Origin of the sequence: Agrobacterium tumefaciens (assembly GCF_031801495.1) — a bacterium.
GTDB lineage: Bacteria > Pseudomonadota > Alphaproteobacteria > Rhizobiales > Rhizobiaceae > Agrobacterium > Agrobacterium tumefaciens_K.
Genome location: NZ_JAOEGC010000007.1, coordinates 165,910 through 192,444 on the forward strand (window position 1 = coordinate 165,910; position 26,535 = coordinate 192,444).

The window sequence follows — 26,535 nt, forward strand, 5'->3', positions numbered from 1 at the left end:
ATTTGACAGATTGCACAAACTCGCCCCTGAAGGTCATCTCTCCTGAACCAACTATCGTGATCCGTATGATTGCAAAGCGTTGCTGACGCATGCGGCCGACGGATAGCGCATGTCATTTCGGTAAGAAGAGAGGACAGTGCAGTGATCGAAAGCGCGATAATCGACGCATGGCGACGAGCACCTCGACTGAACGAATTCACGAACTTCTTCGAGAAGACATCGCGCGGGCTGGAGGGCGCACCAGAGTATGGAGCACCCGTCGCAGATCCCAATCTTCTGCAATTTGATCTCGATTGCCTGACCTATGCGGACACTCATCGGCGTCTGTGGGGCAAGTTTGAGAACCATTATTTTGCCAGCATTCCATTCCGTCTCGAAGAGGAATGCCGGATCGCGGCTGCGTCATTTCGTTTTTGTCTGAACGCCTGGGCTCGGGAGAACAGAGCGGCGACTTTGTACACGTTGGGCGCTGGGGCTGGAAGCCTTTCACGATCGCTCGCAAAGCTTGGAGATGGAAGGATTAAAACTCTCAACTGCAGTCCGACGGTCGGAAACCGCGTGTGCTTTTTTGAAAAACGTGGCAGCGAACATGCTCACTTTTTCGAAGGCCCGTTCTTTGAACTCACCGACGAACGCTATTCCTCCGATAGGGACCTTGAGCCATTCCGCAACGGCTTTGACATCTTACTCGAAGATACGACGTTTCAAATGTATGGGAATGACCGAGATAATCAGACCCGTTTCGTGGCAAGCGTTGTTAAGCCCACCGGTGTACTGGTTCAGGTCCAAAAACTGCGTCATCCCGACCCGAAAGAGTACGCGAAGCGCGAGCGTCAAAAAGACGAGGCGTTCAAAGCCCGGTTTTTCGCACCTGCCCAGATCGCCGAGAAAAGGCGTGAAGTCCTCAACACGATGGTCGATTTCCAGGTGGATATGGAAACGACCACACGTGCATTGCAGGCTTGTTTTCGCTACAGCGTGGCAACCTGGAACAGTGGAAATTTCTACACCATCGTCTCATCGAATTCGCGGCGTTCGCTTACGGATTTTATCGCGCTGCTGATTGCGCCAGCAATTCCGAATGAGTTTTCTTACGAGCAACTGCCGCTGGTACTCACCGACCATGCAGACGAACAGCTTCCTTGCCGATGGCAATGGCGCTCGCCTCAAAGTGCGCCACCATGGGCGGCAGAAAGATAGCGTGAGGGTTCATGGCAAAGAACCGCGCATCCAGAGGAGAGGTTTTTGTATCCGCTGCGCAGATCAGGGCAGCGATGACGCTTTTGATGCCGGAGCTGTCCGGGTACTGGCGGCGGCCGCTGACTGACTACGCACATGCAGCCTACGACACGGTTGAAACAGGACGATGCTCCGTGCGCAACGACGCCATGGGCCGATTGCAGGCGCTTGTCAAAAGTGTCGCGCTTCGGTCCGGGGCGAGTGAGGACCAGGCGCTTGATGCTGCGAGGCAGATCTCGGAATTGCCCGTCATACAGAGCGGCCCGCACTGCTTCTTGATGGTGGATGCAGAAGCTTTTTACACGCATCTGTTCAGCGCGCTCGGATTGAGCAGTCATCGTAGACGCTGGCACATTTACTTTGGCTGCTCGACCGTAAAGTTCATCGAGACGGCGAACAAGGGACCCGGGTGGCTCTATACCGGGGGAGCGCTTGCGAACGTGTTTGGGTTGTCCCGCAGACGCATGAGTTCAACCAGCCTGTGCGGCCGTAACGGGCCCTACCAGATCAAGCTCGAGCCCGACGAAGCGACCTCCACCAACCACCAGGCTGAGTGGCTGAAGGAGCACTTGCCTGACGCCGCTTTTCCAACAGCCGCCGAGGCCATCATGGCTGCGAACCAGGTCCTTTGGAGGCGATCCTTCCCGCTCTCTCTGCAATTGCTGCAATTCAATGACATGGATGTAGGCGATCTCATTGCTGATCATTTCGAGGATCCGGATTCGTGGCTTTCCCGGCGCTTCATTGGCGAAGGCATGGTCGCCGAAAAGATCCTTGGTCAGATGGTCGATCTGAATGCTGGTCATTGGGCGGGCTGGATCAGGCGGACCACGGACTTCTTCTGGGGAATTCTGGACGGACGTATCGTTCCTCTTCATCTCCATGAGGGCATTTTGTTCGGGTCCGCGGCGCCAGGCTTCACCATTCCGTTTAACCCGGAAGCCATTGCAAGGGCGCTCCGCCAGCGACGATTGGTTCCAAATCTGATGATGATGGCGCTCGTCACGTCGATACTGCCTGGAGTAAGATTGCTCGGCGGCAGTCGACAAACAGTCTACTATCCTCTCATGCGCTATCTGGTCGGAACTTCTCTCGACGCAGAAAATGATCGTGCGCTGTTGGTGTCGATGCGTAACGACCGGCGTGCCGGCATGTGGAGCCATCGCGTCCTGAAGCCTGCCAGTGCCCTTCCCCTCCTGGAAACAGAGTATGCAGAACATGGGCTAGCCGTTGCAGCCGCCTATGGAGAACAAACATTGGAGGAGGCAGCCGGCGACCTGTCATTTTTCACTGGCGACCCGATCTGGACGAAGATGTGCAGGCATCTTGAAAACGGGGAGATAACAGCACGCTCCCCGCAATGGGAGTGGGCTTAGTCTGAGGGAGGAGGCGGCATGTCAGTCGCGCCATTGCTGATCCGGCAGATTTCACTGGCAGATATCGAGGACTTCCGTCGCATACGTCTTGAGTCACTCCAAAGAGAGCCGGATGCCTTCGCAAGCACTTTCGAAGAGTGGAGCGCGTTCGCTGATGTTGACTGGCGACAGCGAATGGACAGACCGATGTTTGTGGCGTTCGATACGAACGAGCCCGTCGGGCTGATGAGCCTGAAGCGATTTGAGCAACCCAAGATGCGGCATCGGGCAGTTCTTGGAATGGTCTACGTTCGAAAATCCTTCAGGGGATCAGGCGTTTCCACGAGCCTCCTGGATGCGGTCTTCAAATACGCAGGAGCAGAGCAGATTTCACAAATCGAGCTGGCCGTTCGCGAAGACAACAGATCGGCATTGAATTTTTATCGAAACCAAGGCTTCCAAAAGGTCGGGTCCATCCCAAACGGTTTCGTGGACGGCGATGAAGGATTTCGTGAGATCGTCATGGTTCGGCTATTACTACATCACCGATAGCGTGTCGCGGATCGAGCGTAATCAGTGAGTTTTTGGAAGCTGTCATGTGGGGTCCTTAAACCGCACCCCAACGCCACCGCCATTTTGGTCGATAAACTCAATTCCAGCCTCTTCTAAAACTGTTTGTATACTCTCGAGAGTAGCCGGTCGGAGCTGATCACCTCTCTCTAGCCGGGTTATCGTCTGGGTTGAGACTTTTGCTTTGCTGGCAAGTTCGATGACACCCCATCCCAAAGCAACTCGCGCGAGCTTGCACTGAATTCCCTTCATATCACCATGCCATGATGATTTCGGTTGCACATCTGTAAGTTGCCTTGTATAAACTAACTCATTAAGCGGCTGCGTCCGGTGTTACCGCACCGGAGGCAACCTAACCGCAATCAAGCTGGTATGGAGCTCGGATCATGGCTGATTCCGACAATAGCAGAACTTTGTCTGCTTTCGCGATAACAGATTTAATTTCAAGACCTTTTGTGTCCAGGCTCGACATTTCCGGCACTGAATTCCTCCGTTCCTGTGTCTTCGCAGACGAACATCGCGGTCGCGCTCGTGAAGTGCCTAACCTCACGAAGCTTGTGACGATAACTAGGGCAGCTTCCGCAATAGGGAAGTGTGTCGGGCAATAACACCCGAACTTAACTGAAGACGCCCAGCGAACTCGCCGATTTCGCTGGGCGAACGATTCAGAGAATTCGCCGTCGTCCGACGTTGTGGTCCACCGCAGCGCTGGTCCCGGCTGTCCATCTCCAACCACAAAAAGGGAACTAGCACATGAAACTCGCATACGCTTTTCGTCCATTCGCGCTTCGGGCAACCATTTTGTCGCTCGCGGTCCTTAGTGGGGCTGCAGCTCTGGCGCAGGCACCGACCCAGTCGGATTTGCGGATCGCCACTTCATACAAGTTGATGACGCTTGATCCACATTTCGCAAACCTGAACGAAAACACGTCGCTCCTCTCGCACATTTACGAGCGCCTTGTTTATCAGGACGAGAAGCTCGCGCTGAAAGAGGGGCTTGCTGTGTCCTGGTCCATGACCGCGGAAACAAGATGGGAGTTCAAGCTGAGGGAAGGGGTACGCTTTCATGATGGGTCTTCGTTCACCGCAGATGATGTGGTCTATTCCATCGAGCGCATCCGCAACTATCTCCAACCTCCGAGCGGAGGCTACCGTTCCTACGTGACCGGCATCAAAGCGGTATCCGCAAAAGATCCGCTCACCGTTGTCATCGAAACTGATGGGCGTATCCCCAACCTTCCGTTGCTGATGTCATCAGTCTTCATCATGCATCGGCCCGCAAGCGGTTTCCAGACGACTGAAGAGCTTAACTCCGGGCGAGCATCGGTCGGTAGCGGGCCTTACAAGTTCGAAAGCTGGAGTTCCGGAGAGATGTTGCGCCTGACACGCAACGATCAGCATTGGGCTGGTCGCCCCGCATGGCCTGCGGTCACTTTCAGGGTCATGGAAAGCCCGGCTGCTCGTGTCGCAGCGCTGTCGACCGGAGATGTCGATGTTGCAGACTCTGTTCCCGCAAGAGACGTCGCGGCCTTGAAACAGCGTGGCGCGGATGTCGCCAGCACGAGTGCGGCTCGCATCAACTTTCTGCAATTCGATGTCGAGAAGCAAAATGTCTCGGGCGTCACCGACAAGTCTGGGACCGCAATCCCCAATCCGTTCCGCAACATCGATGTCCGACGAGCGCTCGCGCTTGCCACCGACCGCAAGGTGATTGTCGAGAAAATCCTCTCCGGATACGGGTCTCCCGCGTCACAGTTTTTTCCTGAAGGTCTGCCAGGCACCTCGGAGAGTTTGAAGGCGGAAGCGCCCGATTACGACGCTGCAAAAGCTATTCTGGCAAAGGCCGGTTACCCCAATGGTTTCAACGTCGTGCTGGCAGGACCAGCCGGACGTTATCCGGGGGATGGGGAAAGCTTGCAGGCGGTTGCGCAAAGCTGGGCGCGAATCGGCGTTTCTGTCCAGCCGCAGGCTTCCCCGTTCTCGGTGTTCAACACGAAACGGGCAGCCGGCGAATATGCTGCCTGGTACGGCGGCACCTCAGGAGAGGCTGTCGACATCATCCTGCGTGCCGTCGTCGCGTCGCCTGACAAGGAACGCGGCACAGGGGCATTGAACTTCGGTCGCTATCGCAATCCGTCCTTTGATGCGCTGCTTGAGACGGCGGAAGATATCGAAGAGGGCGGCAAGCGCGATGATGCGCTTGCACAGGCAACCGAGCTTGTCATGAAGGATCAGCCGATCATCCCGCTTTATCATTTCCATCACATCGTCGGTTATGGCGCGAAAGTTGGATCCTATGTGATTCACCCCCGCGGCTGGACGACAGCCATGCAGACGATCGCAGCGACGGAGTGATATCCATGGGTCTTATCTCCTCCGCCACGTCGAGGCTTTTACAAGCCTTGATGCTTCTCTTTGCCATGTCGCTGATAGGGTTCATCGGAATCCACAGCGTTGGCAATCCCGTGTTCAATGTGGTCAACATCGAAACTGCAACGCCTGAGGACATCAGGCGCGCAACCATTGCACTCGGCCTCGATCTGCCGATCTGGCAGCAATACGGGCTGTTCCTGAAAAACGTGCTGAGCGGAAACTTCGGCACGTCCTACATCTATCACCAGCCCGCCTTCGACCTCGTGCTGAGCAAGTTGCCGGCAACATTGGAACTGGCATTCGTCGCCATGCTCGTGTCGACCATCGTTGGCGTTGGCCTTGGTCTGGCCGCCGGGCGAAGGAAGGGCACGACGCTCGATCGGGTGGTATTGCGCAGCAGTGTCTTTGCCCTCAGCGTTCCGTCCTTTTGGCTCAGCATGATGCTGATCCTATTTGGCGCAATCCTCACGGGGTGGCTCCCGTCTGGCGGGCGGGGTGAAACGATCGAGGTCGTTAGAGCCGAGTGGAGCGTTCTGACAGCAAATGGTCTGAGACACATGACGCTTCCAATGCTTGCACTTGCCATTCCCAACATCGCGCTCATCGCCCGTCTGACGCGGTCCGGGACGATAGAGGTGGAGCGTCAGGAATTTACAAGGTTCTGCAAGGCCAGAGGTCTGTCCCCGAGACGGATCCTCTTTGCCCATACATTGCCGAACATCAGCGTTCCGCTCGTCACGATCATAGGTCTTCAATTCGGTGGGATGCTGGCGTTTGCGGTCGTCATCGAATCCATCTTTGCGTGGCCCGGTATCGGCAAACTCCTGATCGACTCCATCCAGCTACTGGATCGACCGGTCGTGATGGCAACGCTCACATTCACCGCGGTGAGCTTTGTCACGCTCAATGCGATCGTCGACGTCTATTACGCGATCGTCGATCCGCGTGTCCGTCTCCCATCATAAAGGGTAAAGTCATGAAACCGCCCATTCTTCGAGCACTCGGCATGCACAGCGACAGGGCAGTGCGATACGCACAATCGCCCGCAGCAATGCGAGTGTCGACACTCGTTCTGGTCATTTTCGTTCTGGCAGCGCTTTTTGCGCCGCTCATCGCCCCGCAAAATCCATACGATCCACTCCAGATCTTTGCCTGGGAGGCATCGTCGTCTCCCGGAACGATCGGTAGCGGAGGGTATCTCTACGTTCTCGGTACGGACGGGCTCGGACGGGACATCCTCAGTTCCATCCTTTACGGTTTACGCATCAGTCTGATCGTGTCGCTGACAAGTTCGGCGATCGCAGCAATGATCGGCCTGACGGCCGGGGTTACGGCTGCATACTTTGGCCGTTGGGTGGATGCGGCGATCATGCGCCTGGTTGACCTCCAGCTTAGCCTCCCAACAATACTGGTTGCGCTTATCGCCATCGTCACCCTGGGGCCGGGGGTAGACCGCATCATTCTTGCTTTGGTCATCGCGCAATGGGCCACATATGCGCGGCTGGTGAGGGGTGTTGCTCTCAGCGAAACACAAAAGTCGTATATTGATGCCGCACGGCTGATGCGCTTAGCCACCCACAGGGTGATATTGCGTCACCTGCTACCCAACAGCATCGCCCCCGCGATAAGCCTCATCCCCATTGAAGTGGGTCATGCCGTTGCGCTTGAGGCCACATTGTCTTTTCTTGGACTCGGCGTTCCTCTGGATAAACCGTCCCTCGGTTCTGCGGTCGCCAACGGGTTTCAGTATCTGCTGACCGGACAGTACTGGATCAGTCTTTTTCCGGGCCTCGCGCTGTTCTGCCTGATCGCCGCCATCAACTTCACCGGTGAAGATATCCGCAACCGTCTCGATCCGAGGAGCAATCTGCGATGAGAAACACAGCAATGTCTCCCATGGCCCCGAATGCAAACTTGCCGACACTGCCTCTCCTGGAAGTGACAAACCTTGGCCTGCGCCATTTGTCGATGACCGGTCCTCTGACAATCCTAACCGACGTCAGCTTCTCGCTCCAACGTGGCGAAATCCTGGGAATTATCGGAGAGTCCGGCGCTGGCAAATCGACGATAGGAAATGCGATCCTGGGATTGCTTGCACCTGGAATACAACAGTTCGCGGGTACAATTGCGATTGATGGGGTGGAACTGGACCCGGCTCGGGATCCGGGCGGGCGCATCATGCGCAAGAAGATCTCGGCCGTTTTCCAGGACCACACGGCGTCACTCGATCCATTGATGTGCGTCGGGGCGCAAATTACGGAAACGATCATTGCCCATGCTCCGAAAACCACAGCGAGGGAGGCCCACAAACGGGCTCTGGAACTTCTTGGTCGTGTCGGAATTCCGGACCCTGAGCGTCGTTACAGGCACTTTCCTCATCAGTTTTCGGGCGGGCAAAGACAACGAGCGGTGATCGCCATGGCGCTTGCGGGATCACCGGATCTTATCATCGCGGACGAGCCGACGTCTGCACTGGACGCAACAGTGCAAAAACAGATCCTGCAGTTGTTGCGAACGCTCGTCAATGAGACCGGCATTTCGGTCATCCTTGTGACGCACGACATGGGCGTGGTCGCCGAAGTTACGGACCGTGTTCTCGTCATGCGCATGGGAAAGGTCATCGAGGACCGGGCAACAACGGACCTTCTCGAACAGCCTGCCGAGGACTACACACGAGAGCTTCTGTCAGCGGTCCCGCGCTTGCGCCTGACACCATCCCGTGCAACCGAAACCGATCCCAACAGTCAACTGGCCTCGAAAATCCCTGTGACGCGTCAGCGCGAGGATGATGCCGTCCTTTCCGTCCATGGGATCGGAAAGACGTTTCCTTCACGCGGACTGTCGTTCGTCGCGAGGCGAGGGCAGGGGACCCCACGCCATGCGCTGGCAGAGGTCAGCATTGCACTGCCACGCGGTGCCATCAGCGGTATCGTCGGCGAAAGCGGAAGTGGAAAGACGACGCTCGGCAGGATTCTTGCGGGCCTCGAAACGGCATCGAGTGGCTCCGTATCGCTTGACGGTCGGACATATGATGTGACGAAACCGGGAAACCGTAGCGGATTGCTCGGACGGGTTCAGATGATCTTCCAGGATCCGGCAGTGTCGTTGAACCCGACCATGAGGATCAGAGAAACCTTGCGCGAAAGCATTCGCTTCGGCGCGAGAGAGGGAAATGACAACGAGACATATTCAGCCGAAGACATGATGGAGCGCCTTGGACTACCAGCCACCATGCTTTCTCGATACCCGCATCAGCTTTCTGGAGGGCAGAAACAGCGAATTTGCATCGCAAGAGCCCTTCTCGCGCGACCGCAGATCATCATTGCCGATGAACCGACGTCGGCTCTTGATGTCTCCGTGCAGGCACAGATCATCCAGTTGCTCAAGGAGACAGTTGAAAGCCAGAACCTTTCAATGCTGTTCATTTCCCACGATCTGGCGGTGGTGCAGCAGCTCTGCCAGTCCGTCTTTATTTTCAAGGACGGCAGGATCGAGGATAGCGGCCCCTGCGGCGACGTCTTCTCGAACTCGCGGAACCAATACACGCGAACCCTCATCGAGGCCAGACCGCGAAGGTTTTCAAACTAACGACCGCGCCTTCCAATCCATCACGTTTCAATTTCCGAGGACACGCTCCAACGCGGGCAACGCGTTGTTGCGTGCACATTGAACAACGCGCCACGTCTCGGCGACACAGGAAGTGACCACATGACCGATAGATTTTCAGTCGCCGTTACCGGCCAGTCTCTCATCAAGCACGACATTCGAAACGTCACCACTCGTGAATTCCAGGCGGTCCGGGACGTGCTTCAAAAAGCCGACCTGTCGTTCACGAATTTCGAGAGTACAGTTTTTGGAGAACATGGTGGCTGGCCACTCAAAGGATCTTTCTTTGGCTGCAGCGATCCCATCGTCCTTGATGCGTTAGCCGAAATGGGGTTCGGCGCCCTGTCACTTTCAAACAATCATGGCTTTGATCTGGGACCACCCGGTGTTTTGTCGACGCTTGAAGAGGTCGAGCGGCGTGGAATGCTCCACGCAGGCGCCGGACGCAACCACAAGGAGGCGGCATCCGCCACGCTAGGGACCATTGGCACGAAACGCGTGGCAATGGTTGCCATGGATGGCGGACCAGGACCGGATTTCATGTACGCGGCAGATGGCGGACCAAACCGGCCTGAACGCCCGGGTATCAACCGCCTGAAGCTCACTCAACTCATCGAAGTGGAACAGGGTGCCTTTGATCAGCTCGCTGCGATCAGGGACAAGGTCGGGTACACGGCGATTGATCTTTCAAACGATAGTCAACCCAATGATCCGCCGTTCGTGGATCCGGAAGACGAGCTTGCCCTCGGCCGCACGATCTTCAAGCGGGCCGGGCGGTATGGTCGAAACGTCCGTATCGACGGCGCGGATTTCGAGCGAAACCTGCGGGCAATTGCCGCGGCTGCCAACGACGGGCATCTCGTCGTTGCATATCTTCACCATCACCATTGGGCGTCCGATTGGTATCAGGTGCCCGAGTGGGTCGGCGGGGTTGCGCGCAGTTGCATCGACGCAGGCGCTGCCATGTTCCTCAGCCACGGCGCGCCAGTCCTGCAGCCGCTCGAGATCTACAAGGGGCAACCGATCTTTTATAGCCTGGGCAACTTCATCTTTCACGTTCCGTCGAAATCCACGTGGCATGCGCCGGAGGTATGGGAAAGTGTGATTGCGGTCTGTGGCTTTGAAAGAAGCGGCCGCCTGAAGGACATCCGCTTCCATCCTGTTGTCATCGGCGGCGAGGCGGAGTTGAACCATTCAAGGCTGGAAGAACGCCTGGCGCCCCACATCGCGACCGGGGGAAGGGCGAAGCGTATTCTGGGACGTTTGCAGGCCCAGTCCGCCAGGTTGGGAACAATGATTGACGTGGAAGGCGAGATCGGCGTCCTGCGGCTGTGAATGGCGAGTGGGATGTCAGGCAAACTGTCCCTATTGATGGTTGTCGACGTTTGAATCGAATGTGATCCTCAAGCTTGAATTACCAATGATGAAGAACGGAATGAAACCCATGGACTTCGCGGTGCAGGAGCCAATTGATTTGCGTGATGAGCTTATCGAGCGATTTTTCCGATATGTCGGCATTGAAAGCCAAAGCAAAGCCTCCTTCGAACGGCTTCCATCAACCCTCGGCCAATTGAAACTGGCTCTGTTGCTGGGGCAGGAGTTACAGGAATTGGGCTTAAAGGAGGTCGTTGTCGATGATCAGGCCATCGTTACGGCGGTGCGGCGTGGCACCAATCCGACCGCGACCCGGATCGGTTTCATTGCCCATCTTGACACTGTCGATGTCGGATTGTCTCCAGTCATCACGCCGCAGATCAAACGGTTCGACGGAAGCGATCTTTGCCTCAACGCGGACCTCGACATCTGGCTACGGGTTGAGGATCACCCTGAAATAAAAGGCTGGGAAGGAGAAGATATCATTTTCAGCGATGGCACCAGCGTGCTTGGCGCCGACAACAAGGCCGCGATTTCGGTTATCATGACACTTCTGGCTCGATTGACTGAAGACGCCGCAGTTGGCGACATTGCAATCGCCTTCGTGCCGGATGAAGAGATTGGATTGCGCGGTGCAAAGGCACTCGATCTTGCCCGTTTCCCTTGTGACATCGCCTACACCATCGATTGCTGCGAACTTGGTGAAGTTGTGGTCGAAAATTTCAACGCGGCATCCGGGGAGGTCGTCTTTACCGGCGTCAGTGCCCATCCAATGTCGGCCAAAGGTGTCCTGGTTAACCCGCTCCTGATGGCGCTCGATTTTATCTCGAGGTTTGACCGTGGTGACACACCCGAACGCACCGAGGGCAGGGAGGGATACTTCTGGTTCAAGGAACTGACTGCCAATGATACCGAGGCACGACTGAAGCTCATGATCCGTGACTTCGACAGAAACAGTTTCGAAGAGCGCAAAAAACGGATCGGGGAGGTGACAGCGCTGATTGCTGCGGAACACCCGACCGGCTCGGTTCGAAGCACGATCTCTGACACTTACGACAATATCGGTGAGCACTTGTTGGCCGATCCTCGTGCAGCCGATTTGCTGTTTCGAGCGCTTGATCATCTCGAGATCGAGAAGAAAATCACTCCGATGCGCGGCGGGACCGATGGAGCAGCACTATCGGCGCGCGGCTTACCGACGCCAAACTTCTTCACCGGCGCCTGTAATTTCCATTCCCGATTTGAGTTTCTCCCGATCCCTGCCTTCGTGAAGTCGTATGAGACGGCACTGACGATCTGCGAGCTTGCAGGGCAGGGGGACGAGAGCATTCAAAAGAGCCAACACCTTTCTGAAAAAGGGATGAATTGATGCGATACTCACCGCAAGCGCCAGCCGCAGTCGTCATGGTCCGCCCACACAATTTCACAGTCAATGAACAGACGGCGCAGGATAATACCTTCCAGGCGGCGGGTGACGCCATCAGGGACATGTCTGCAGACGCCTATCTCGAAATCACCGTTGCAGCTGAAACACTACGCGAACACGGCGTCAGCGTGCATCTTTTCGAGGATACGGGTACGGCTACGCCCGACTCCGTTTTTCCAAACAACTGGTTTTCCACACATGCCGGCGGGCACGTGGCGATCTACCCGATGAAAGCGAACAATCGACGGCTGGAGCGACGTTCCGATATCATCGAGATGCTGAAGTCCAACTATCGCGTTCAGGATGTTGTCGACTACTCCGGCCTTGAACTTGATGGCCTGTTTCTCGAGGGGACCGGCGCGATGGTTCTCGATCACATCGGAAGGGTCGCCTATGCTGTACGATCAGACCGCATAGATCCGGTCATGCTTGAGCGGTTCTCCACACAGTTCGGATTTGAACCGATGATGTTTGATGCGTGCGATGCGAGAGGCGTTCCCATCTATCATACGAATGTCCTGATGTGTGTCGGAACTGATTTCGCGCTCATTGGCGCTTCAATGATACCAGATCATGTGCGCCGCGACGAGATCCTGGCGCGCCTGCGCAATTCAGGCAGGCATGTCGTCGAATTGCAGGATAACCAGATCGGGAAGTTCGCAGGCAATGCCCTGGAGCTGCAGGGGAGGAACGGCCGGCTGCTTGCCATGTCTACGACAGCATTCTCGGCCCTCGATCAAGACCAGCGGGATACAATTGAGAGCTACGTCGAGATTGTCGCGTTGGGAATCCCGTCGATTGAGATGGCAGGAGGGTCTGTTCGCTGCACGCTTGCAGGCGTTCACCTGGCGGCTCGCGGTTAAATCTTGAGCACATCGAACCGGAGCAAGACTTTACCGTTCAACGGTTCCGGTTGATTTCGACAGCAACCTTCAACACTTGAACGGGTGCCGTTGCGGGCGCAAAGTCAAAAGAACATGACCGCCTCATCCGATCACATTGCGGTTGCCATCGTCGGTTGAGGCGCGCCATGCCTGTGATGTCTGCTCAGGCTTTTGTACGGTCGAGGCGACAGTTCGAGGTACAAGGCTGGCCGCGGGGGTGGTACCGTTTGTTAGACGCGGAACCATTGCTGCACCGGTCGGTTCTATTCTCCTGCGATCGATAGGAGGTTTCGATGACGAACACGATGAGTATCGAAGAACTGTCCAAGAAGTTGAGCAAGTTCGATTTCTGGATGTTCAACACCAATGCTCCGGACAGGATTGCCAGCCGACCGATGAGCAATAACGGTTATGTCGAATACGAAGGCGACTTATGGTTTTTCTCCTATGAGCCAGCCGCGTAAATCGCAAAACGTGCCGTTCACTTCCACTTCGACTGTTCTTGCTCGAGTTCGCACGTCAGGTCCCGGGCTGCCGTTTCCGTCGATCCCGGTTCCGCGGGGCCCGATCTCAACAATCTCACCGAGATACATGACGGCCACGCGATGGCTCACTCTTTCCACCACGGTCATGTCGTGTGATATAAACAGGTATGACAGGCCAAGCTTTTGCTGCAGGTCGAGAAGAAGATTGATGATTTGCGCTTTGACGGAAACGTCAAGGGCCGAGACAGCCTCGTCGGCGACGATTACCTTCGGTGAAAGAGATAAGGCGCGCGCAATACATATCCTTTGGCGTTGGCTGCCAGCGCCTGATCGGCATCGCGCGTCTAATCAGTTAGCTGCCGTAAACTAGGTGTTTGGGCCCACCGCGCTTACACACTCTAAAATCGCCGAGAGCAGGACAGAACTATCGAATGGTTTCCTCAGTATTTTCAGGCCATTTTCCGGCGGCAAATTTTCGATCAACTCGTAACGTCCGGTGATCAATATAACAGGCAATGTCGGATGCACCCGGTTCAGTATCTCTCGCAGCTCAAATCCGCTGACTTCCGGCATCCCTATATCGGTAATCACACATGTGATCCTATTGAGGTCACCGCTGGCGAGTAGTCCGCTCGCGCTTCGAAACGACACCGCGTCGTAACCGACTGACTCCAGAAGCTGTTGCAAACCACTTAAAACACGTTGGTCGTCATCGACGATACCGATGAGATGAGTATGCTCGGGCGCGCTGCTTTGTTCCGCTACCATATCATGTCTTTCAGTGAGCCTCAGCTTAATTAGCACGTTGAAGGGATATGCAAAAATTGCAGCGTTTCCTCAGTAATTTGGGCTGCAAGTTAGAAAGCGGCATAATTGTCATTTGACACCGACCGGTAGCGTTTCATGGTCTTCCGTGGCAACGGATAATGAAAAACTGAAGACAGTTCCCCTGGGGTAATTCGGCTTGTGCCAAAGCTCGCCCTCATGAGCCTCGATCACCGATTCACAGATGGCCAGCCCCATGCCCATTCCCCGTTCTTTGGTGCTGAAGAACGCTTGGGTAACTCTCTGCTCATTAGGGAGGCCAATACCTTCGTCAATAACCTCGATCATGATCTTATCGCCGTCGCGCTTGCTCCGAACCGTGACCGGTTTCGCTGAGTTGTTTGCGGCATCAACTGCTTCAAGAGCATTCCGGATCAGATTCACAAGGACCTGTTGGATTTGGACACGATCCATTGCGACGGGTGGGAGTGCCGTATCTAGTTCAGTCTGAATCCCGATACGGCTGCCAACTGCACTTAAACCAATCATTCTGGTTACCTCTTCGATGACAGCGTTCGGGCTTTCGACGACCCGTTGTCTCTGGGTGCGACGGAAAAGAGCACGTATGCTGCTGACGATTTCGGCGGCGTCCTTCGCATTGTCTGTCATCGCGTCAGCGGAGGATAGTGCTCTTTCGAAGTTTGGCGGAACCCGTGACAACCATCGGCGACAAGCGTCAGCATTGGAGAGTACGGCGGTCAGGGGTTGATTGATTTCATGTGCAATTGATGCTGCAAGTTCGGCCAAGCTAGCTGCTCTAGATGCTTCGCCGAGTTTCTCCTGCATGTTGCGCAGCGTCTCCTGAGACTGGACTTCGTCATCGACGTCGATGAGGAAACCGTACTGGCGTAGCCCCGTCTCATCCATTAGCCCAGCGTAACGTCCTTCAACCCAGCGATAGACACCGTCAGCTCTCAAAAGGCGGAAGCGCATCATCACGACGCTTTCATGACCTGGGTTGTCCTCGTAAAGCCTTGCGAGTGTTGGCAGGTCATCGGGATGAACAAGAGCTGACATTGCTTGTGTCGCATCCAACCCACGAAGCTCATCGCCGGCGTCCGGAGCGATGCCGGTGAACTTGAGCAAATGCTTATTGAAGTAGGTTATTCCCTTCTCGTTGCCGACTGTCCAAATCATCATTGGTATAGCATCAACAAGAAGCCTGAGTTCTTGCTCACGGTAGCGTAGATAATCTTCTTCACGCTTCAGTTCGTCAATGTCGATTGCAACTCCGTACCATTGCACAGGATTGCCATCAGCATCGCACAACAACTCGCCACGCTGTTCCGTCCAGCGATATGTACCGTCATTGCGGCGCATACGATATCTGCCCGATAGCGGCTCACCGGTGGCGATACTGTGGTTTATAAGATCTTCGGCAAGCCCAGCATCGTCAGGGTGGATTAGGCCCGGGTTTCCTCTGCTGACCCGACGTCCTTCAAACGGTATGTCGTCCAGCTGGCATCCAAAAAAATCCTGCAATCGCTTGCTAAAATGAGTCACATGTCCATTCAAATCGCAGCACCAGATGTTAACCGGTAACGCGTCGATCAGAACTTGTAGCTCTCTCTCACGCTTACGTAGCGCAAGTTCAGCAACTTTCTGATCTTCGATATCTATCTGGGTGCCATACCAGGCAATGATGTTACCGTTCACGTCGCGAGATGGATGCACCGCGAGACGGTGCCAAAGATAGACACCATCATGGCGTCGCAACCGATACTCGTAAGTCGCAGGAGTTCCGGATTTTAGTGTTTCACCCCAATGATCGAGTGTTCCCTGTAAGTCGTCAGGATGAATGATGTTTGCCAGCATTTCTGCATAAGCATCATGGAAACGATCTGGGTCGTATCCGCTCATTTTGATGAAGCTGTCCTCTAGTCCGTAGTATCGGAGCGCTGGAGGGCTGACATAGATGAACTTGCCTTCCGGATCGTTCGACCATCCATGCCCCGGCATCCCTTCAACGATGGCACGAGCGTGCTTGTCGATCACGCGTTCTTTGCGGTTCGACCAAACTCTCCAGAAGTAACCGCAAGTGAACCCGATTGTCAGTGCAGAACAAGCAGTGAGAATGATAGACGTCGGCATTCACACTTCCCAAGAGCGATGGTGACTGCCGACGATATCGCGAGCTTCTGATTTAGTCACGATTTTAAGTGGCTGCCACTCGCTGAGACTTACGGGCTGTTCGATGAGCAGGTCACATCATCATCCTTCGTCTATGGCGCATGCCGTCGAGGCTAAAAACACCTGCGCCGAACGCGGTTATCTCAAGCAGTCCACCTGCCATCGCAGCATTCTTCCAGAAATGCAGGAACTGGTTTTGATCAGAGAAGTCGCTGTGAAAGACAAGTGCAGTGAAAAGGCTGAACAGAGCCAGAGCCAGTCCAACGATGCGAGTGTGATATCCGAGCGCAAGAGCCAAACCACCGAGGAGTTCAAGCGCAATCGCGCCCACGAGACATATCACTGGAAACGGTAGGCCAAAGGCTGCGATGTAGCCAAGGTAGGTCTCCGATCCCGTAATCTTGCCGAAGCCAGACAAGATAAAGATTGGGCTCAGAAGCAGCCGACCAGCCAAAGCTGAAAATGCAAAATATGTTTCGCTTTGTTTCATCGTCTCGCGATGAGGAACTGCGTGGATATTGCTCATCGAATGATCCTTCTCAACAAACTCTGGAGCGGTGGTCGCCCCTATAAACCATCGTGGAATACGAGGGAGGTGACAGCTTTCTTCACAGCAACACCTCAGTTGCGACAATCAAGCCGCAGGCTGAATCCATTGGCTAAAATGGGTTTTACCGATGAGCGTTTTGCCTTCCGGAACCAACGTATCGGTGTCGAGACGTGAACCGAAGTAGAGAGCCTCTGGATCAGCTTTCACTGTTCTCAGATCGCCCCGCGCTTTCAGATAGCGAGTGACAACATCGCTCATCGGCACGCGTTCGGGGCCAGCCACCTGAACAATGCTGTTCGCAGGTTCTCCGGTCACCACATCGCACAGTGCGTCGACCAGGTCGTTTGCAGCGATCATCTGAACGTTGGCTGTCGAAATCTGCGTTTCGCCGTCTTTGCCACCGAGATCAGCGATTGTGCCAAGGTATTCCATGAACTGCGTGGATCGGACAATTGTGAAGGGGATGCCTGCCGATTTCACCAACTGTTCTTGTAGGTTTTTGCCTTTGAAGTAGGCGTTGTCGCCAAGCTTTTCGGTGCCGACGATAGATAGAACGATGTGATGGCGCACATGAGCAGTCTTTTCAGCGCCGAGCTGGTTTGATGTCGAGGTACGGAAAAAGTCAAGAATGCCTTGAGGATCGAAAGTTGGGGAGTTGGTAACGTCGAGCACGGCGTGAGCCCCCTGCATTGCTTCTGCCAAACCCTGACCAGTAATCGTGTTCACCCCGGTTTCAGGTGCTGCCGCGATGACGGTGTGCCCCCTTTCCGTAAGATTTTTTACGACTTTCGATCCAATGAACCCTGTTCCACCCACAATCACGTATTTCATTTTCGTCTCCCGATAATCTGTTCGGAGCAGCGTCATGGGAACTGAGCAGGTCTACAAGCTATACGCAGGTATGTCATGCTGGGGGGTGTACGAACGAATCCCGTTCCTGCTGGGGGTTCGCAGCGGGAGTTGATCATCACAATAGAATGCCTGGCTTGCCAAAATGCGCGAGATTAGGAATTGTAGGACAAATGAAGCGCGCCTCGGGGGGGGGGGAGCAAATAGGCGGGACTAAACACACTGGGAACCGTGCCTCCAATTAATGAGGAACGTGCTCGCGCTCGCTACGCTCAGGCTGATCTCGTCGTTTTCCCTCGACAAGACTACAACGAGATGCTGGCTTCACGGAAGTTTTTGGAGGATCGCGAGCATCTATTGAGCTTGGTGGTCGCCACAATACAAGCGGTTGTTCGGGACACTGAACCCGATGGGTGTCTGACTCTCTTCAACGAGCGAAATTCGCGTTTCACGTCCTTTGTCATTCCCGCCGTTGGCGCACCGCACGATGCGCTCGATCTTCCAACTCGGGGAACAGGAACGAGCTTACGCTGACGTCAATGCGATGATTCGAGATGTATGGCTACTGTTCTCCGGCGATGAGCCGTCACGAAGTGCGATTTTTGTTCAAAACCTTGACGATGGAGAGCCAATGCCGTCGTCGGCGCGATCCAGATTCGGCAAGTCTTGATGAACCTGTCGCGCAATGCGTTTGAGGCCGGGGTGGAAAACGGGGTCGAAAGGCAGGTAACTCGGGCATCCTCTGTCTGCGCAAAAGACACCATCCGGATTTTAGTGGAGGACGAAGGCGGCGGAATTGCCGATCTATCGCGAGTATTCGACACGTTTTATAACACGAAACAACAAGGCGCAGGCATGGGACTTGCACTCTGCCGCACCATTGTTGCCAAGCACGGCGGAAGTGTTCCGGCAGAAAACACGGAACGCGGCGCAAAGGTGTGGTTCACGTTGCCGAGGCGATTGAGCTAGCTGAAACTGGAGTTGAAGTTCGTGCTTACTCCTGATGGTGTTTTCGCCACGCTATGGTGTGATCTATGAAGGCACGCAAAGCCGCCGATGGAAGCCTACGACTTGGATAGAAAAGAGCGATACCAGGATAGGGTGGGGTCCACTCCGGCAGCAGCTGAACAAGGTCGCCTCGAACTATGTCATCGCGAACAGCACGGAGAGCAACGTAGGCTATTCCAGCGTGCTGGCGTGCTGCGAGAACACTGAGTTCGGTGCTGCCAGCGATAAGGCGTCCTTTGACATCAACCGAAATCGCTTCTCCGTTTTTCTCCAGCTCCCAGGTGACCAGTGTTCCACTCGGCAGTCGGGCTCTGACGCATTCATGCTGCAACAGATCGCCGGGCGAAGTCGGAATTTTTTTCCCCTGCAAATAGTCGGGGGAGGCAACGAGCACGAAGGACTCGGTCTGCCCTAGCGGCACGCTGATCATGTCTTTTGGAACAATTTCGTGCAGGCGAAGACCGGCATCGAAGCCTTCCGCCACAATATCGACCAGGCGTCCGTCGGTGACGAGATCAATCTTTATGTCGGGGTAGGTCCGGAGAAAATCCAATACAAGTGGCAAAACTCTTTCCGCACCGCCTTCGGAGGTATTCAACCGGATCGTTCCTGAGGGGGTAGCCCTCAATTGGTCAACGGCTTCCAGGGCAGCATCAATTTCGTTTAGGGCAGGGCGCACCCTTTCGAGTAATGCCTCGCCTGCTTCCGTCACCGAGACACTTCGAGTTGTTCGGTTGAAAAGTCGAATGCCGAGGCGTTTTTCCACGTTTGCAACCTGATGGCTCAGCGAAGAAACTGAAACTTCAAGCTCTTTGGCAGTCCCCCGAAAACTGCCGGTGCGGGCGAGCACCGAGACCGCTCTCAAATCCGCAAGGGACATTCCAGACATTGTTCGGATTCCTTCAATAGCTCATACGTAATTGTCCTGCTTATGGCATCGAAAGACAATCGCTAAATTGATCAGCGTAATAGCGAAATGGAGATTACGATGACCAAGACCGTTCTTATCACTGGTTGCTCATCTGGCTTTGGTGAGGCCGCCGCATGTTTGTTTGCGGATAATGGGTGGAATGTAGTTGCGACAATGAGAACGCCTGTTGAAGCGTGCGCGGAATATCCAAACGTGATCGTGGCCAAACTCGACGTTCAGGATCGCGAAAGCATTAAATCTGCCGTTGCCGAGGGTATTGAAAAGTTCGGTCAGATTGACGTGGTCGTAAACAATGCTGGGTATGGATTGTTTGGCGTATTTGAAGGTACGCCGAGGGAGAAAGTTCAGGAACAGTTTGATGTCAATGTCTTCGGAATGATGGACGTCATCAGGGAAACGCTCCCACACTTCCGCGCGAACCGATCCGGGCTTTACATTAACGTGAGTTCCGGGGCAGGGGTCTTCGGTTTGCCGATGATCTCTCTATACAATGCATCAAAATTTGCCTTGGAAGGGTTTTCGGAGTCTCTTTCCTACGAGCTGGAATCGTTGGGTATTGGTGTGAAAATCGTCGAACCAGGGGGCGTTCTTGAGACGAAGTTCGGCCAGCGCAGTGGCCAAGAATTCTCGTCGATCACGACGCCTTCCGATTACGAACCCTTCATCGCGGGTGCAACTGCTGTGTTTGACGAACTTCGTCAGGCTCGCGGTTTGGCGACGAGTGAAGACGTTGCAAAGGTCATTTTCGAAGCTGCGACCGATGGCACCAACCAGCTTAGATACGTCGCGACTGAAGACATCAAACCGCTGATCGAGAAGCGACGCGGAAGTTCTGAGGCTGAATACATGGCGTTCATGCGCGAACGAATGACGCCGAAACTCGGATGATTTTGATAAGCGACAGTCGGGTACTCAGCAGCCCGACTGTCTGCTCGATTGGAATGAGGGCTGAAACCCTTGGTACACCACGGTATAGTTGTGCGCTTGCGGCGTTCAGGGAATGCTTTGCTCTTTCCCAACCACCGCAGGAGACCTCCATGCTCAGAACGATAGTAACATGCGGGGCGCTGGCAACACTCGCAACCGATGCGCATGCCATTGAAAGACTGAACGCACTCCAGTCGTCATGTGAGCGGGTTCGACAGGTCGTATCGCGTGATGGTGAGGTCATCTTGCGTTTTCCGTCTACTCGTGTCGCTGGCCTGACGCTATATACGCGGTTTGTCAGGGGTGACCTTCAATGCGACAGTCGTGAAATGGCTGACAGATCTTCAATTTCGACTGCACGGGGCGAAGTTTGCAAGCTTTATGTCTGTGCTCCTAAACCCCGATCCGGAAGCAGCAGTTAGAGGCCGACGTCGTGCCGTGCGGATACAACGGTCATTCCCCCGGCACGACGTTGATGTTCATTTCTCACGGGGCGGGAGAAAGCCTTTTGCCGTGGTCAGTTCAGGCCAAGGAGTAACCGTCTCGCCGGCAACTTTCCAAACGCCGCCGATTTTCTTGAGACGTAGCTCGTAGAACGCAGCGGCAGCTTTTTCGCTCATCCGACGATAGAGAATTGCCGTTGCATCGTGGCCTTGTTCTTCGATGTGAAGGATGCGCTTTTCGGTCGATAGGGGGGCTTCACCAGCATCCCGACGCGAGCGAAACTCAGCAAACATCTCTTCTTTTGAGAAGCGGGCAATGCCGCCATCTGGTGTAAGGACGAGGAAGCCGAGATCATTTGTATAGAGGGCGTCCATTTCATCCATGCGGTAGTTGCTACCGGTCTCGGCCAGTTTGTCGATGAATGCGACGATGTCAGGGTTGTGTTTCGTTGTCATTTGCTTGTTCCTCAGATGAGAGTCATGCCGCCATCGACGTTCAGTTCGATGCCGTTTACGAAGCGACCTGCGTCGGAAGCCAGGAAATGTGCTGCTGTCGCCAATTCTTCAGATGTGGCGAGGCGTCCTGCGGGTATGGTGTCCGCCATGTGCTGAAGGAACGGGCCGCGTTGCTCCTCAGTGATCCCAAGTTTGCCGAGGATTTCTGTGTTTGTTGGTCCAGGGCTCAGGATGTTGACGCGGATGCGACGCTCCTTGAATTCGATTGCCCAGTTCTTCGCAAAGGCAGCAGCGGCTGCTTTGGAGCCCGCGTAGGCAGTATGGTTTGGGAGGACCTTGGACGCTGCCAGGGAGCTTGTGACAATAATACTACCGCCATTGTTCATGATGGGCGCGATTGCCTGAACGCCGAAGAACACACCTTTCGTGTTGACCGAGAAATGGCGGTCATAAACTTCTTCGGTGATCTCTTCCGATGGTTTGAGATCGATAACTCCAGCGTTGGCCATATAGATGTCGACGTTACCGAAGGTATCCTTGATTTTGTTGGCCAGAGCCTTGTGGTGATCGAGATCAGACACGTCACCACGAATACCAATTGCGCCGTGACCAATTTCCGCAACGGCCTGATCGAGGACGTCTTGTCGGCGTGCAGTGATGACAACTTGTGCACCGTGCTCGGCGAAGAGCTTGGCTGTCGCTTTTCCGATGCCACTGTTGCCGCCTGTGATGACTGCAACTTTTCCTTCAAGTGTTTTCATTTTCATCTCCATGGTAAGTGCCATAGAGGTAAGGCAGCTTTGAAAGATGTATTAGCTGGGGCGTAAGCACATGATCTGTGCCTGCGGGATTTAGATGCCCAATTTGCTTGATGAGACGCCTGGCTTGATCGCCTTCGTCAAAACCATTGAAACAGGCTCTTTCAGTGCCGCCGCAAAACTTTTGAAGACGTCACCGTCTGCTGTCTCTAAAAGCGTTGGGCGGTTGGAGACGTTGGTCAACGCAAGGCTGTTTCTCAGGTCAACCAGAGCGCTGGTTGTCACCAGTGAAGGGCAGTCGCTATTCGACAAGGTCGGACCTCTTCTCCGCCAGCTCGACACGTCAGAGGAGGTTTCTCCAGACGACGAAAAACTGGGCGGTCGGCTGCGGTTCAGCATGCCAAGTGAACTTGCCCGGTTTTTTCTCACGCCGATTTTTCGCGATTTCGCCTCGGCGTACCCGGACATCAAGCTGGAAGTTGGATTGACAGACAGGCAGGTTGATCTGATCCGAGAAGATTATGATGTGGTATTCCGTATAGGAGCATTAGCAAGCGGCGAACTGAAGGTCAGAAAGCTGTCGGACGTGAAAATGGTGATCGTTGCGTCGCCATCGTACGTCGAAAAATACGGCTGCCCACATTCGATAGATGAAGCCGCTTCACTACCCTTCGCGCGATATACGACGCATGGCGTCCCGATGCCCGTTTCTTTCTCCGATGGTCGTCGGTTTGTTCCCCATGGACGTGTCGATTGCGATACCGGTCAAGCCCTGCGGGCGGCCGCCTTACAAGGGATCGGTGCGGCGCTGATGATGCGCTGTGCCGTACAGGATGAGATACAAAACGGTCATTTGGTCGATATCTCAACTGAGCTAAACTTGGCATCACCACCATTCAACGTCGTCCATGCGTTCGGACCAATGGTTCCTGCAAGGGTGAGGCGCTTTTCCGAATTTGTAGCTGCAGAAACGAAAGCCATCTCTGGCCTGTAGAGGTGAGCATCGCGCCTGGTCGGGAGCAAACCAGCGTATATCTGGCGCTCCACCGATGTTTCCGCCGTATTGTTGCTTGCGAGAAACCTAACGGAAGCACCCTCACAATGCAGATTGATGAAGCATCGGCCAGGGTAGTTTTTAGCGCAATTCGAAAGGCGATGACATGAACCGGCGTGCTTTCGTAATTGGCGTTGCAGCAACTTCCAGTCTGAAGACAGCCACGTTATCAGGTGAAGTGTTTGGGAAAACTCAAAACAACGACGTCGGAATGTTCGACGCCATCAAGCAAACTGATGCCGGTGTACTCAGCGTCGGATATTACGAGGGTGGCTCGCAAGCATCCCCGACCGTCATACTCCTGCATGGATTTCCTTATGACGTGCAAAGCTATCGGGAGGTAGCACCAGAGTTGGTAAGGCAGGGATATAGAGTCATCGTACCGCATCTCAGAGGGCACGGCACGACATCTTTCCTTGATCCCTCAACACCACGATCAGGCCAGCAAGCTGCGATTGGTGCGGACCTCATTCACCTACTTGACGCCCTTTCAATAGACCGGGCAATTTTTGCGGGGTACGATTGGGGTGGCCGCGCTGCATGTGTCGCTGCCGCACTATGGCCGGAACGTTGTAGCGGGCTGGTTTCTGTCAACGGCTACCTGATCCAGAACATATCGAAGGCAGTCGAGCCACTTTCTGCGAAAGTGGAGCGGGGCTACTGGTATCAGTTCTATTTTCAGACTGAGCGGGGGCGACGTGGTCTTGAACGCAACAGGGCGGAAATTGCGAACGTCATGTGGCGTGAAAACTCTCCTACCTGGAGATTCGAAAGAGACACATTCGAACGCAGCGCGACATCCTTTCTCAATCCGGACTACGTCGACGTTGTCATCCATTCATACCGTCACCGCCTCGGCGGTGCGGCCGGATACGATTTGTACGAAGACATTGAGGTTCGCCTCGCGCAACAGCCGCCGATAACCGTCCCGACGGTGACGCTTGACGGAGGTGCGGATGGTGTCGTTGCGTCAACGGACGGAACTGCATCAGCGGCGAAGTTTTTGGCAAAGCGAGTACATCACGTAATTCCTGGTGCTGGACACAATCTCCCTCAAGAAGCGCCAGAAGACTTTGTCAACGCCGTATTGGAAGTGGCTTCTCTCTGAAAGCCAGGAACCGCAAACCATCGTATATCTCTCCATCTCCCGCGAGCGCCAATAGCTTAAGCCCATGCCACTGTTGGCTATGATAGGAGATAGAGATCATGTTCAAGGCAATTATCGCCGCTGGTGTTGTTGTCAGCGCTTTGGCGACACCGACGTTCGCCGCGCAAAAAGCGCACAACGCCAAGGTGTCGGTTGTTTTCGATCAGAAGCTTCCAAACGTACCTGGGAAGAGCCTGCGCGGCGTACTCGTTGAATACGGTCCTGGCGGCTACAATCCGTCGCATACCCATGCACGGAGTGCGTTCATCTACGCCACGGTGATCGAAGGCGAGGTAAAGAGCAAAATCAACGGAGGTGAGGAGAAGATTTTCAAGACCGGTGAAAACTGGATCGAAATGCCCGGCGATCACCATCAAGTCAGTGCCAACGCCAGCACAACCAAGCCTGCTAAAATCCTGGCGGTCTTCGTTGTCGACACCACCGAGACCGAATTGACGACGCCCGATCCTTGACCAACGGGCATCTGATCCAGGCGCGCCAGATGCTGGCGCGCCAAATAGCTGGAAGACGACTAGTACAGATTTGCCTTGTCAAGACCGTACAGCTTGTCTGCCGACCCAGGGATAGTTTTGAAAGCAATGCCTGCCCGGTTCCATGCGTTGATGAGCATGATAACGAACGTCAGGTCCGCGATTTCGGCTTCTGAAAACAAGCTTTTCATTAAAGCAAATTGTTCGTCGGATACACCGTCAGCTGGCAACCTTGTCAGGACTTCAGTCCATCCCAGCACTGCTCTCTCGCGCTCGTCAAATAATTTGGATTCCTTCCAAGCCGCAACATGATGCAGCCTGAGTTCACTTTCGCCTGAAATTTTCGCTTCCTTGATGTGCATGTCGAGGCAAAAAGCGCAGCCATTGATTTGTGAAGCTCGTATTTCTGCGAGGGCTGTCAACCTTTTTTCCAGCGAACCACGTTTCGCTGCGAAGGTCGCTTCGCCAAGCTTTTTGAAAACTTCTGGAGATTGTGGTCCGTAGTTTAATCGCTCAGAGATCATGTCGTCGCCTTTCTGGATGGTGCCAATTGCATCAAAAATGGCTACGAAAAATGGGCAGTGCAGCAAAGGTATCCTCAGGTATACGCTCGTGAAGGCAGCACCATAACGAAGGCAAAGTCGTTTATGAGTCCAGCCAGATCGCTGTTTCATATATAATTTTCGGCATCTTTGACGTCCCAGATACCTCAGTATACTTGTGCGCCTTCTCCAATCCATCAACCCTCAGGGAATTGGAAGTGACCGCATCCCGCGATCAAGGCGATGGAGGACCTGCAATGTGTGAGACCTGCGAAGGAACAAGCAGACGGTCATTTTTGACCAAGTTCGTTGGGGCTGCCGCCAGTGGCATTGTAGCCGCTAGCATCGGGCGAGATGCTAACGCAGCCGAGTTGACGGCTTACGCCGACCCCGCCAACCCTGCGCTTCCAAAACCGGGCATGCAGCTGGACGTGTCGCGAGCCGCCCTCGTCGTGATCGATCCGCAAGTTGATTTCATGAGTCCAAAGAGCCCGGCATGGCCAGTGGTGGGCGAGAGCGTAACCGAGCACAACGTCGTCCCTAACCTCATAAGACTTTTCAAAGCCACGAAAGCGGCGAGCATGCCCGTGGTGATTTCGCCTCACTATTACTACCCTCATGATCATCGCTGGGAAGTGCAGGGGCCACTCGAAATTCTGCAGCACAAACTTGGAATGTTCGACCGAACCGGACCTTTGACCCTTGATGGCTTTCGAGGTTCTGGAGCGGAGTGGCTGCCGGAATTCGTCGAGTACATCGAGGACGGGGAAACAGTAGTTTGCTCACCGCATAAGCTCTACGGTCCACAGGCCAATGATCTCGTTCTTCAGCTTGGAAAACGTGGAGTGAACCAGATCATACTCGCTGGGATGGCGGCGAACCTTTGCGTTGAATCGCATCTCCGTCACCTCTTGGAGCAAGGCTTCGAGGTAGCGGTCGTTCGTGACGCCATCGCTGCTGCAAAGTTCCCAGAGGGCGACGGCTACCTCGCTGCGCTGATAAACTTCCGGTTCATCGCAAATGGTCTTTGGACAACGAATGAAACACTTTCGCAAATGCAGGCTGGATAGCTCGGTGTCACGCCGCCCGATAACCGCGTCATTCAAAGGAAA

The 26,535-nt window shown here is 54.6% G+C and carries 26 protein-coding genes and 1 pseudogene; 17 read left to right on the plus strand and 10 right to left on the minus strand.

The features are described 5' to 3' along the window. The first annotated feature begins 141 nt into the window (after window positions 1-141). From N7578_RS23480 to N7578_RS23490, 3 genes are read left to right on the plus strand one after another with little or no spacing between them, the layout of a single operon-like run. Window positions 142-1,200, plus strand: coding sequence for a class I SAM-dependent methyltransferase (locus N7578_RS23480; protein ID WP_311112728.1), 1,059 nt, complete (start codon window positions 142-144; stop codon window positions 1,198-1,200). An 11-nt stretch (window positions 1,201-1,211) separates the two neighbouring features. Further along, the gene (locus N7578_RS23485) at window positions 1,212-2,615 is read left to right on the plus strand and encodes a hypothetical protein (RefSeq protein ID WP_311112729.1); all 1,404 of its coding nucleotides are present in this window, start codon (window positions 1,212-1,214) and stop codon (window positions 2,613-2,615) included. A gap of 18 nt (window positions 2,616-2,633) precedes the next feature. Further along, window positions 2,634-3,146, plus strand: a complete 513-nt coding sequence (locus tag N7578_RS23490) for a GNAT family N-acetyltransferase (RefSeq protein ID WP_311112730.1) — start codon at window positions 2,634-2,636, stop codon at window positions 3,144-3,146. 42 nt (window positions 3,147-3,188) lie between these two features. Here N7578_RS23490 and N7578_RS23495 read toward each other — a convergent pair whose 3' ends face one another. Then, on the minus strand, window positions 3,189-3,416 hold the full coding sequence (locus N7578_RS23495; RefSeq protein ID WP_311112731.1) for a helix-turn-helix transcriptional regulator: 228 nt from the start codon (window positions 3,414-3,416) through the stop codon (window positions 3,189-3,191). 501 nt (window positions 3,417-3,917) lie between these two features. Here N7578_RS23495 and N7578_RS23500 point away from each other — a divergent pair. The 8 genes from N7578_RS23500 to N7578_RS23535 all read left to right on the plus strand — a co-directional run bounded on the left by N7578_RS23500 (window position 3,918) and on the right by N7578_RS23535 (window position 13,291). Then, window positions 3,918-5,519, plus strand: a complete 1,602-nt coding sequence (locus N7578_RS23500; RefSeq protein ID WP_311112732.1) for an ABC transporter substrate-binding protein — start codon at window positions 3,918-3,920, stop codon at window positions 5,517-5,519. Between the two features lie 5 nt (window positions 5,520-5,524). Beyond that, on the plus strand, window positions 5,525-6,502 hold the full coding sequence (locus N7578_RS23505; protein ID WP_311112733.1) for an ABC transporter permease: 978 nt from the start codon (window positions 5,525-5,527) through the stop codon (window positions 6,500-6,502). An 11-nt stretch (window positions 6,503-6,513) separates the two neighbouring features. After that, the gene (locus tag N7578_RS23510; RefSeq protein ID WP_422646746.1) at window positions 6,514-7,413 is read left to right on the plus strand and encodes an ABC transporter permease; all 900 of its coding nucleotides are present in this window, start codon (window positions 6,514-6,516) and stop codon (window positions 7,411-7,413) included. Further along, the gene (locus N7578_RS23515; protein WP_311112734.1) at window positions 7,410-9,125 is read left to right on the plus strand and encodes an ABC transporter ATP-binding protein; all 1,716 of its coding nucleotides are present in this window, start codon (window positions 7,410-7,412) and stop codon (window positions 9,123-9,125) included. Before N7578_RS23510 ends, N7578_RS23515 begins: the two co-directional genes overlap by 4 nt. Before the next feature lie 120 nt (window positions 9,126-9,245). Continuing rightward, a complete protein-coding gene (locus N7578_RS23520) occupies window positions 9,246-10,478 on the plus strand; it encodes a CapA family protein (RefSeq protein WP_311112735.1) in 1,233 nt (410 codons plus the stop codon). Window positions 10,479-10,587: 109 nt separating this feature from the next. Next, complete coding sequence (gene pepT, locus N7578_RS23525; protein WP_422646747.1) at window positions 10,588-11,886, plus strand: peptidase T; 1,299 nt, start codon at window positions 10,588-10,590, stop codon at window positions 11,884-11,886. After that, window positions 11,886-12,806, plus strand: a complete 921-nt coding sequence (gene ctlX / locus N7578_RS23530; protein ID WP_311112736.1) for a citrulline utilization hydrolase CtlX — start codon at window positions 11,886-11,888, stop codon at window positions 12,804-12,806. Before pepT ends, ctlX begins: the two co-directional genes overlap by 1 nt. Before the next feature lie 314 nt (window positions 12,807-13,120). Beyond that, window positions 13,121-13,291 (plus strand): hypothetical protein, encoded by a 171-nt coding sequence (locus N7578_RS23535; protein WP_422646748.1) that lies wholly within the window; start codon window positions 13,121-13,123, stop codon window positions 13,289-13,291. 63 nt (window positions 13,292-13,354) lie between these two features. Here the strand turns inward: N7578_RS23535 and N7578_RS23540 are convergent. The 5 genes and pseudogenes from N7578_RS23540 to N7578_RS23560 all read right to left on the minus strand — a co-directional run. Continuing rightward, window positions 13,355-13,636, minus strand: a pseudogene (locus N7578_RS23540) (glutathione ABC transporter ATP-binding protein GsiA); the annotation flags it as partial. A gap of 42 nt (window positions 13,637-13,678) precedes the next feature. Continuing rightward, entirely contained in the window at window positions 13,679-14,080 is a 402-nt protein-coding gene (locus tag N7578_RS23545) for a response regulator (protein ID WP_311112737.1), read from the minus strand. Window positions 14,081-14,188: 108 nt separating this feature from the next. Continuing rightward, window positions 14,189-16,228 (minus strand): PAS domain-containing protein, encoded by a 2,040-nt coding sequence (locus tag N7578_RS23550; protein WP_311112738.1) that lies wholly within the window; start codon window positions 16,226-16,228, stop codon window positions 14,189-14,191. 112 nt (window positions 16,229-16,340) lie between these two features. Further along, window positions 16,341-16,793, minus strand: coding sequence for a DoxX family protein (locus tag N7578_RS23555; protein ID WP_311112739.1), 453 nt, complete (start codon window positions 16,791-16,793; stop codon window positions 16,341-16,343). 108 nt (window positions 16,794-16,901) lie between these two features. After that, a complete protein-coding gene (locus N7578_RS23560; protein WP_311112740.1) occupies window positions 16,902-17,648 on the minus strand; it encodes an SDR family oxidoreductase in 747 nt (248 codons plus the stop codon). A gap of 672 nt (window positions 17,649-18,320) precedes the next feature. Between N7578_RS23560 and N7578_RS23565 the strand changes: the two genes are divergently transcribed. Then, a complete protein-coding gene (locus N7578_RS23565) occupies window positions 18,321-18,635 on the plus strand; it encodes an ATP-binding protein (protein WP_311112776.1) in 315 nt (104 codons plus the stop codon). A 25-nt stretch (window positions 18,636-18,660) separates the two neighbouring features. On the opposite strand, the gene N7578_RS23570 is transcribed toward N7578_RS23565, so the two are convergent. After that, a complete protein-coding gene (locus N7578_RS23570; RefSeq protein WP_311112741.1) occupies window positions 18,661-19,563 on the minus strand; it encodes a LysR family transcriptional regulator in 903 nt (300 codons plus the stop codon). Window positions 19,564-19,662: 99 nt separating this feature from the next. Between N7578_RS23570 and N7578_RS23575 the strand changes: the two genes are divergently transcribed. After that, window positions 19,663-20,493, plus strand: coding sequence for an SDR family oxidoreductase (locus tag N7578_RS23575; RefSeq protein WP_311112742.1), 831 nt, complete (start codon window positions 19,663-19,665; stop codon window positions 20,491-20,493). A 518-nt stretch (window positions 20,494-21,011) separates the two neighbouring features. Here N7578_RS23575 and N7578_RS23580 read toward each other — a convergent pair. Together N7578_RS23580 and N7578_RS23585 are read right to left on the minus strand one after the other, a co-directional pair. Beyond that, the gene (locus tag N7578_RS23580; RefSeq protein ID WP_311112743.1) at window positions 21,012-21,431 is read right to left on the minus strand and encodes a hypothetical protein; all 420 of its coding nucleotides are present in this window, start codon (window positions 21,429-21,431) and stop codon (window positions 21,012-21,014) included. A gap of 11 nt (window positions 21,432-21,442) precedes the next feature. Then, the gene (locus tag N7578_RS23585; protein ID WP_311112744.1) at window positions 21,443-22,192 is read right to left on the minus strand and encodes a glucose 1-dehydrogenase; all 750 of its coding nucleotides are present in this window, start codon (window positions 22,190-22,192) and stop codon (window positions 21,443-21,445) included. Between the two features lie 94 nt (window positions 22,193-22,286). On the opposite strand from N7578_RS23585, the gene N7578_RS23590 reads away from it, so the two are divergent. The 3 genes from N7578_RS23590 (at window position 22,287) to N7578_RS23600 (ending at window position 24,863) form a co-directional block, all read left to right on the plus strand. Next, entirely contained in the window at window positions 22,287-23,183 is an 897-nt protein-coding gene (locus tag N7578_RS23590; RefSeq protein WP_311112745.1) for a LysR family transcriptional regulator, read from the plus strand. A gap of 166 nt (window positions 23,184-23,349) precedes the next feature. After that, window positions 23,350-24,351 (plus strand): alpha/beta fold hydrolase, encoded by a 1,002-nt coding sequence (locus tag N7578_RS23595; protein WP_422646749.1) that lies wholly within the window; start codon window positions 23,350-23,352, stop codon window positions 24,349-24,351. A gap of 98 nt (window positions 24,352-24,449) precedes the next feature. Next, on the plus strand, window positions 24,450-24,863 hold the full coding sequence (locus N7578_RS23600; RefSeq protein WP_311112746.1) for a cupin domain-containing protein: 414 nt from the start codon (window positions 24,450-24,452) through the stop codon (window positions 24,861-24,863). Between the two features lie 59 nt (window positions 24,864-24,922). Here N7578_RS23600 and N7578_RS23605 read toward each other — a convergent pair whose 3' ends face one another. After that, window positions 24,923-25,402 (minus strand): carboxymuconolactone decarboxylase family protein, encoded by a 480-nt coding sequence (locus tag N7578_RS23605; protein WP_311112778.1) that lies wholly within the window; start codon window positions 25,400-25,402, stop codon window positions 24,923-24,925. A 317-nt stretch (window positions 25,403-25,719) separates the two neighbouring features. On the opposite strand from N7578_RS23605, the gene N7578_RS23610 reads away from it, so the two are divergent. Continuing rightward, window positions 25,720-26,493, plus strand: coding sequence for an isochorismatase family cysteine hydrolase (locus N7578_RS23610; RefSeq protein WP_311112747.1), 774 nt, complete (start codon window positions 25,720-25,722; stop codon window positions 26,491-26,493). Window positions 26,494-26,535: the final 42 nt, after the last annotated feature.

Coding starts and splice junctions, on each gene's coding strand:
- N7578_RS23570 (WP_311112741.1), bottom strand. CDS start 19,563: ATGTCTGGAATGTCCCTTGCGGATTTGAGAGCGGTCTCGGTGCTCGCC.
- N7578_RS23575 (WP_311112742.1), top strand. CDS start 19,663: ATGACCAAGACCGTTCTTATCACTGGTTGCTCATCTGGCTTTGGTGAG.
- N7578_RS23535 (WP_422646748.1), top strand. CDS start 13,121: ATGACGAACACGATGAGTATCGAAGAACTGTCCAAGAAGTTGAGCAAG.
- N7578_RS23545 (WP_311112737.1), bottom strand. CDS start 14,080: ATGGTAGCGGAACAAAGCAGCGCGCCCGAGCATACTCATCTCATCGGT.
- N7578_RS23515 (WP_311112734.1), top strand. CDS start 7,410: ATGAGAAACACAGCAATGTCTCCCATGGCCCCGAATGCAAACTTGCCG.
- N7578_RS23485 (WP_311112729.1), top strand. CDS start 1,212: ATGGCAAAGAACCGCGCATCCAGAGGAGAGGTTTTTGTATCCGCTGCG.
- N7578_RS23590 (WP_311112745.1), top strand. CDS start 22,287: ATGCCCAATTTGCTTGATGAGACGCCTGGCTTGATCGCCTTCGTCAAA.
- N7578_RS23510 (WP_422646746.1), top strand. CDS start 6,514: ATGAAACCGCCCATTCTTCGAGCACTCGGCATGCACAGCGACAGGGCA.
- N7578_RS23600 (WP_311112746.1), top strand. CDS start 24,450: ATGTTCAAGGCAATTATCGCCGCTGGTGTTGTTGTCAGCGCTTTGGCG.
- N7578_RS23580 (WP_311112743.1), bottom strand. CDS start 21,431: ATGACAACGAAACACAACCCTGACATCGTCGCATTCATCGACAAACTG.
- N7578_RS23500 (WP_311112732.1), top strand. CDS start 3,918: ATGAAACTCGCATACGCTTTTCGTCCATTCGCGCTTCGGGCAACCATT.
- N7578_RS23550 (WP_311112738.1), bottom strand. CDS start 16,228: ATGCCGACGTCTATCATTCTCACTGCTTGTTCTGCACTGACAATCGGG.
- ctlX (WP_311112736.1), top strand. CDS start 11,886: ATGCGATACTCACCGCAAGCGCCAGCCGCAGTCGTCATGGTCCGCCCA.
- N7578_RS23520 (WP_311112735.1), top strand. CDS start 9,246: ATGACCGATAGATTTTCAGTCGCCGTTACCGGCCAGTCTCTCATCAAG.
- N7578_RS23585 (WP_311112744.1), bottom strand. CDS start 22,192: ATGAAAACACTTGAAGGAAAAGTTGCAGTCATCACAGGCGGCAACAGT.
- N7578_RS23505 (WP_311112733.1), top strand. CDS start 5,525: ATGGGTCTTATCTCCTCCGCCACGTCGAGGCTTTTACAAGCCTTGATG.
- pepT (WP_422646747.1), top strand. CDS start 10,588: ATGGACTTCGCGGTGCAGGAGCCAATTGATTTGCGTGATGAGCTTATC.
- N7578_RS23595 (WP_422646749.1), top strand. CDS start 23,350: ATGAACCGGCGTGCTTTCGTAATTGGCGTTGCAGCAACTTCCAGTCTG.
- N7578_RS23560 (WP_311112740.1), bottom strand. CDS start 17,648: ATGAAATACGTGATTGTGGGTGGAACAGGGTTCATTGGATCGAAAGTC.
- N7578_RS23490 (WP_311112730.1), top strand. CDS start 2,634: ATGTCAGTCGCGCCATTGCTGATCCGGCAGATTTCACTGGCAGATATC.
- N7578_RS23555 (WP_311112739.1), bottom strand. CDS start 16,793: ATGAGCAATATCCACGCAGTTCCTCATCGCGAGACGATGAAACAAAGC.
- N7578_RS23495 (WP_311112731.1), bottom strand. CDS start 3,416: ATGAAGGGAATTCAGTGCAAGCTCGCGCGAGTTGCTTTGGGATGGGGT.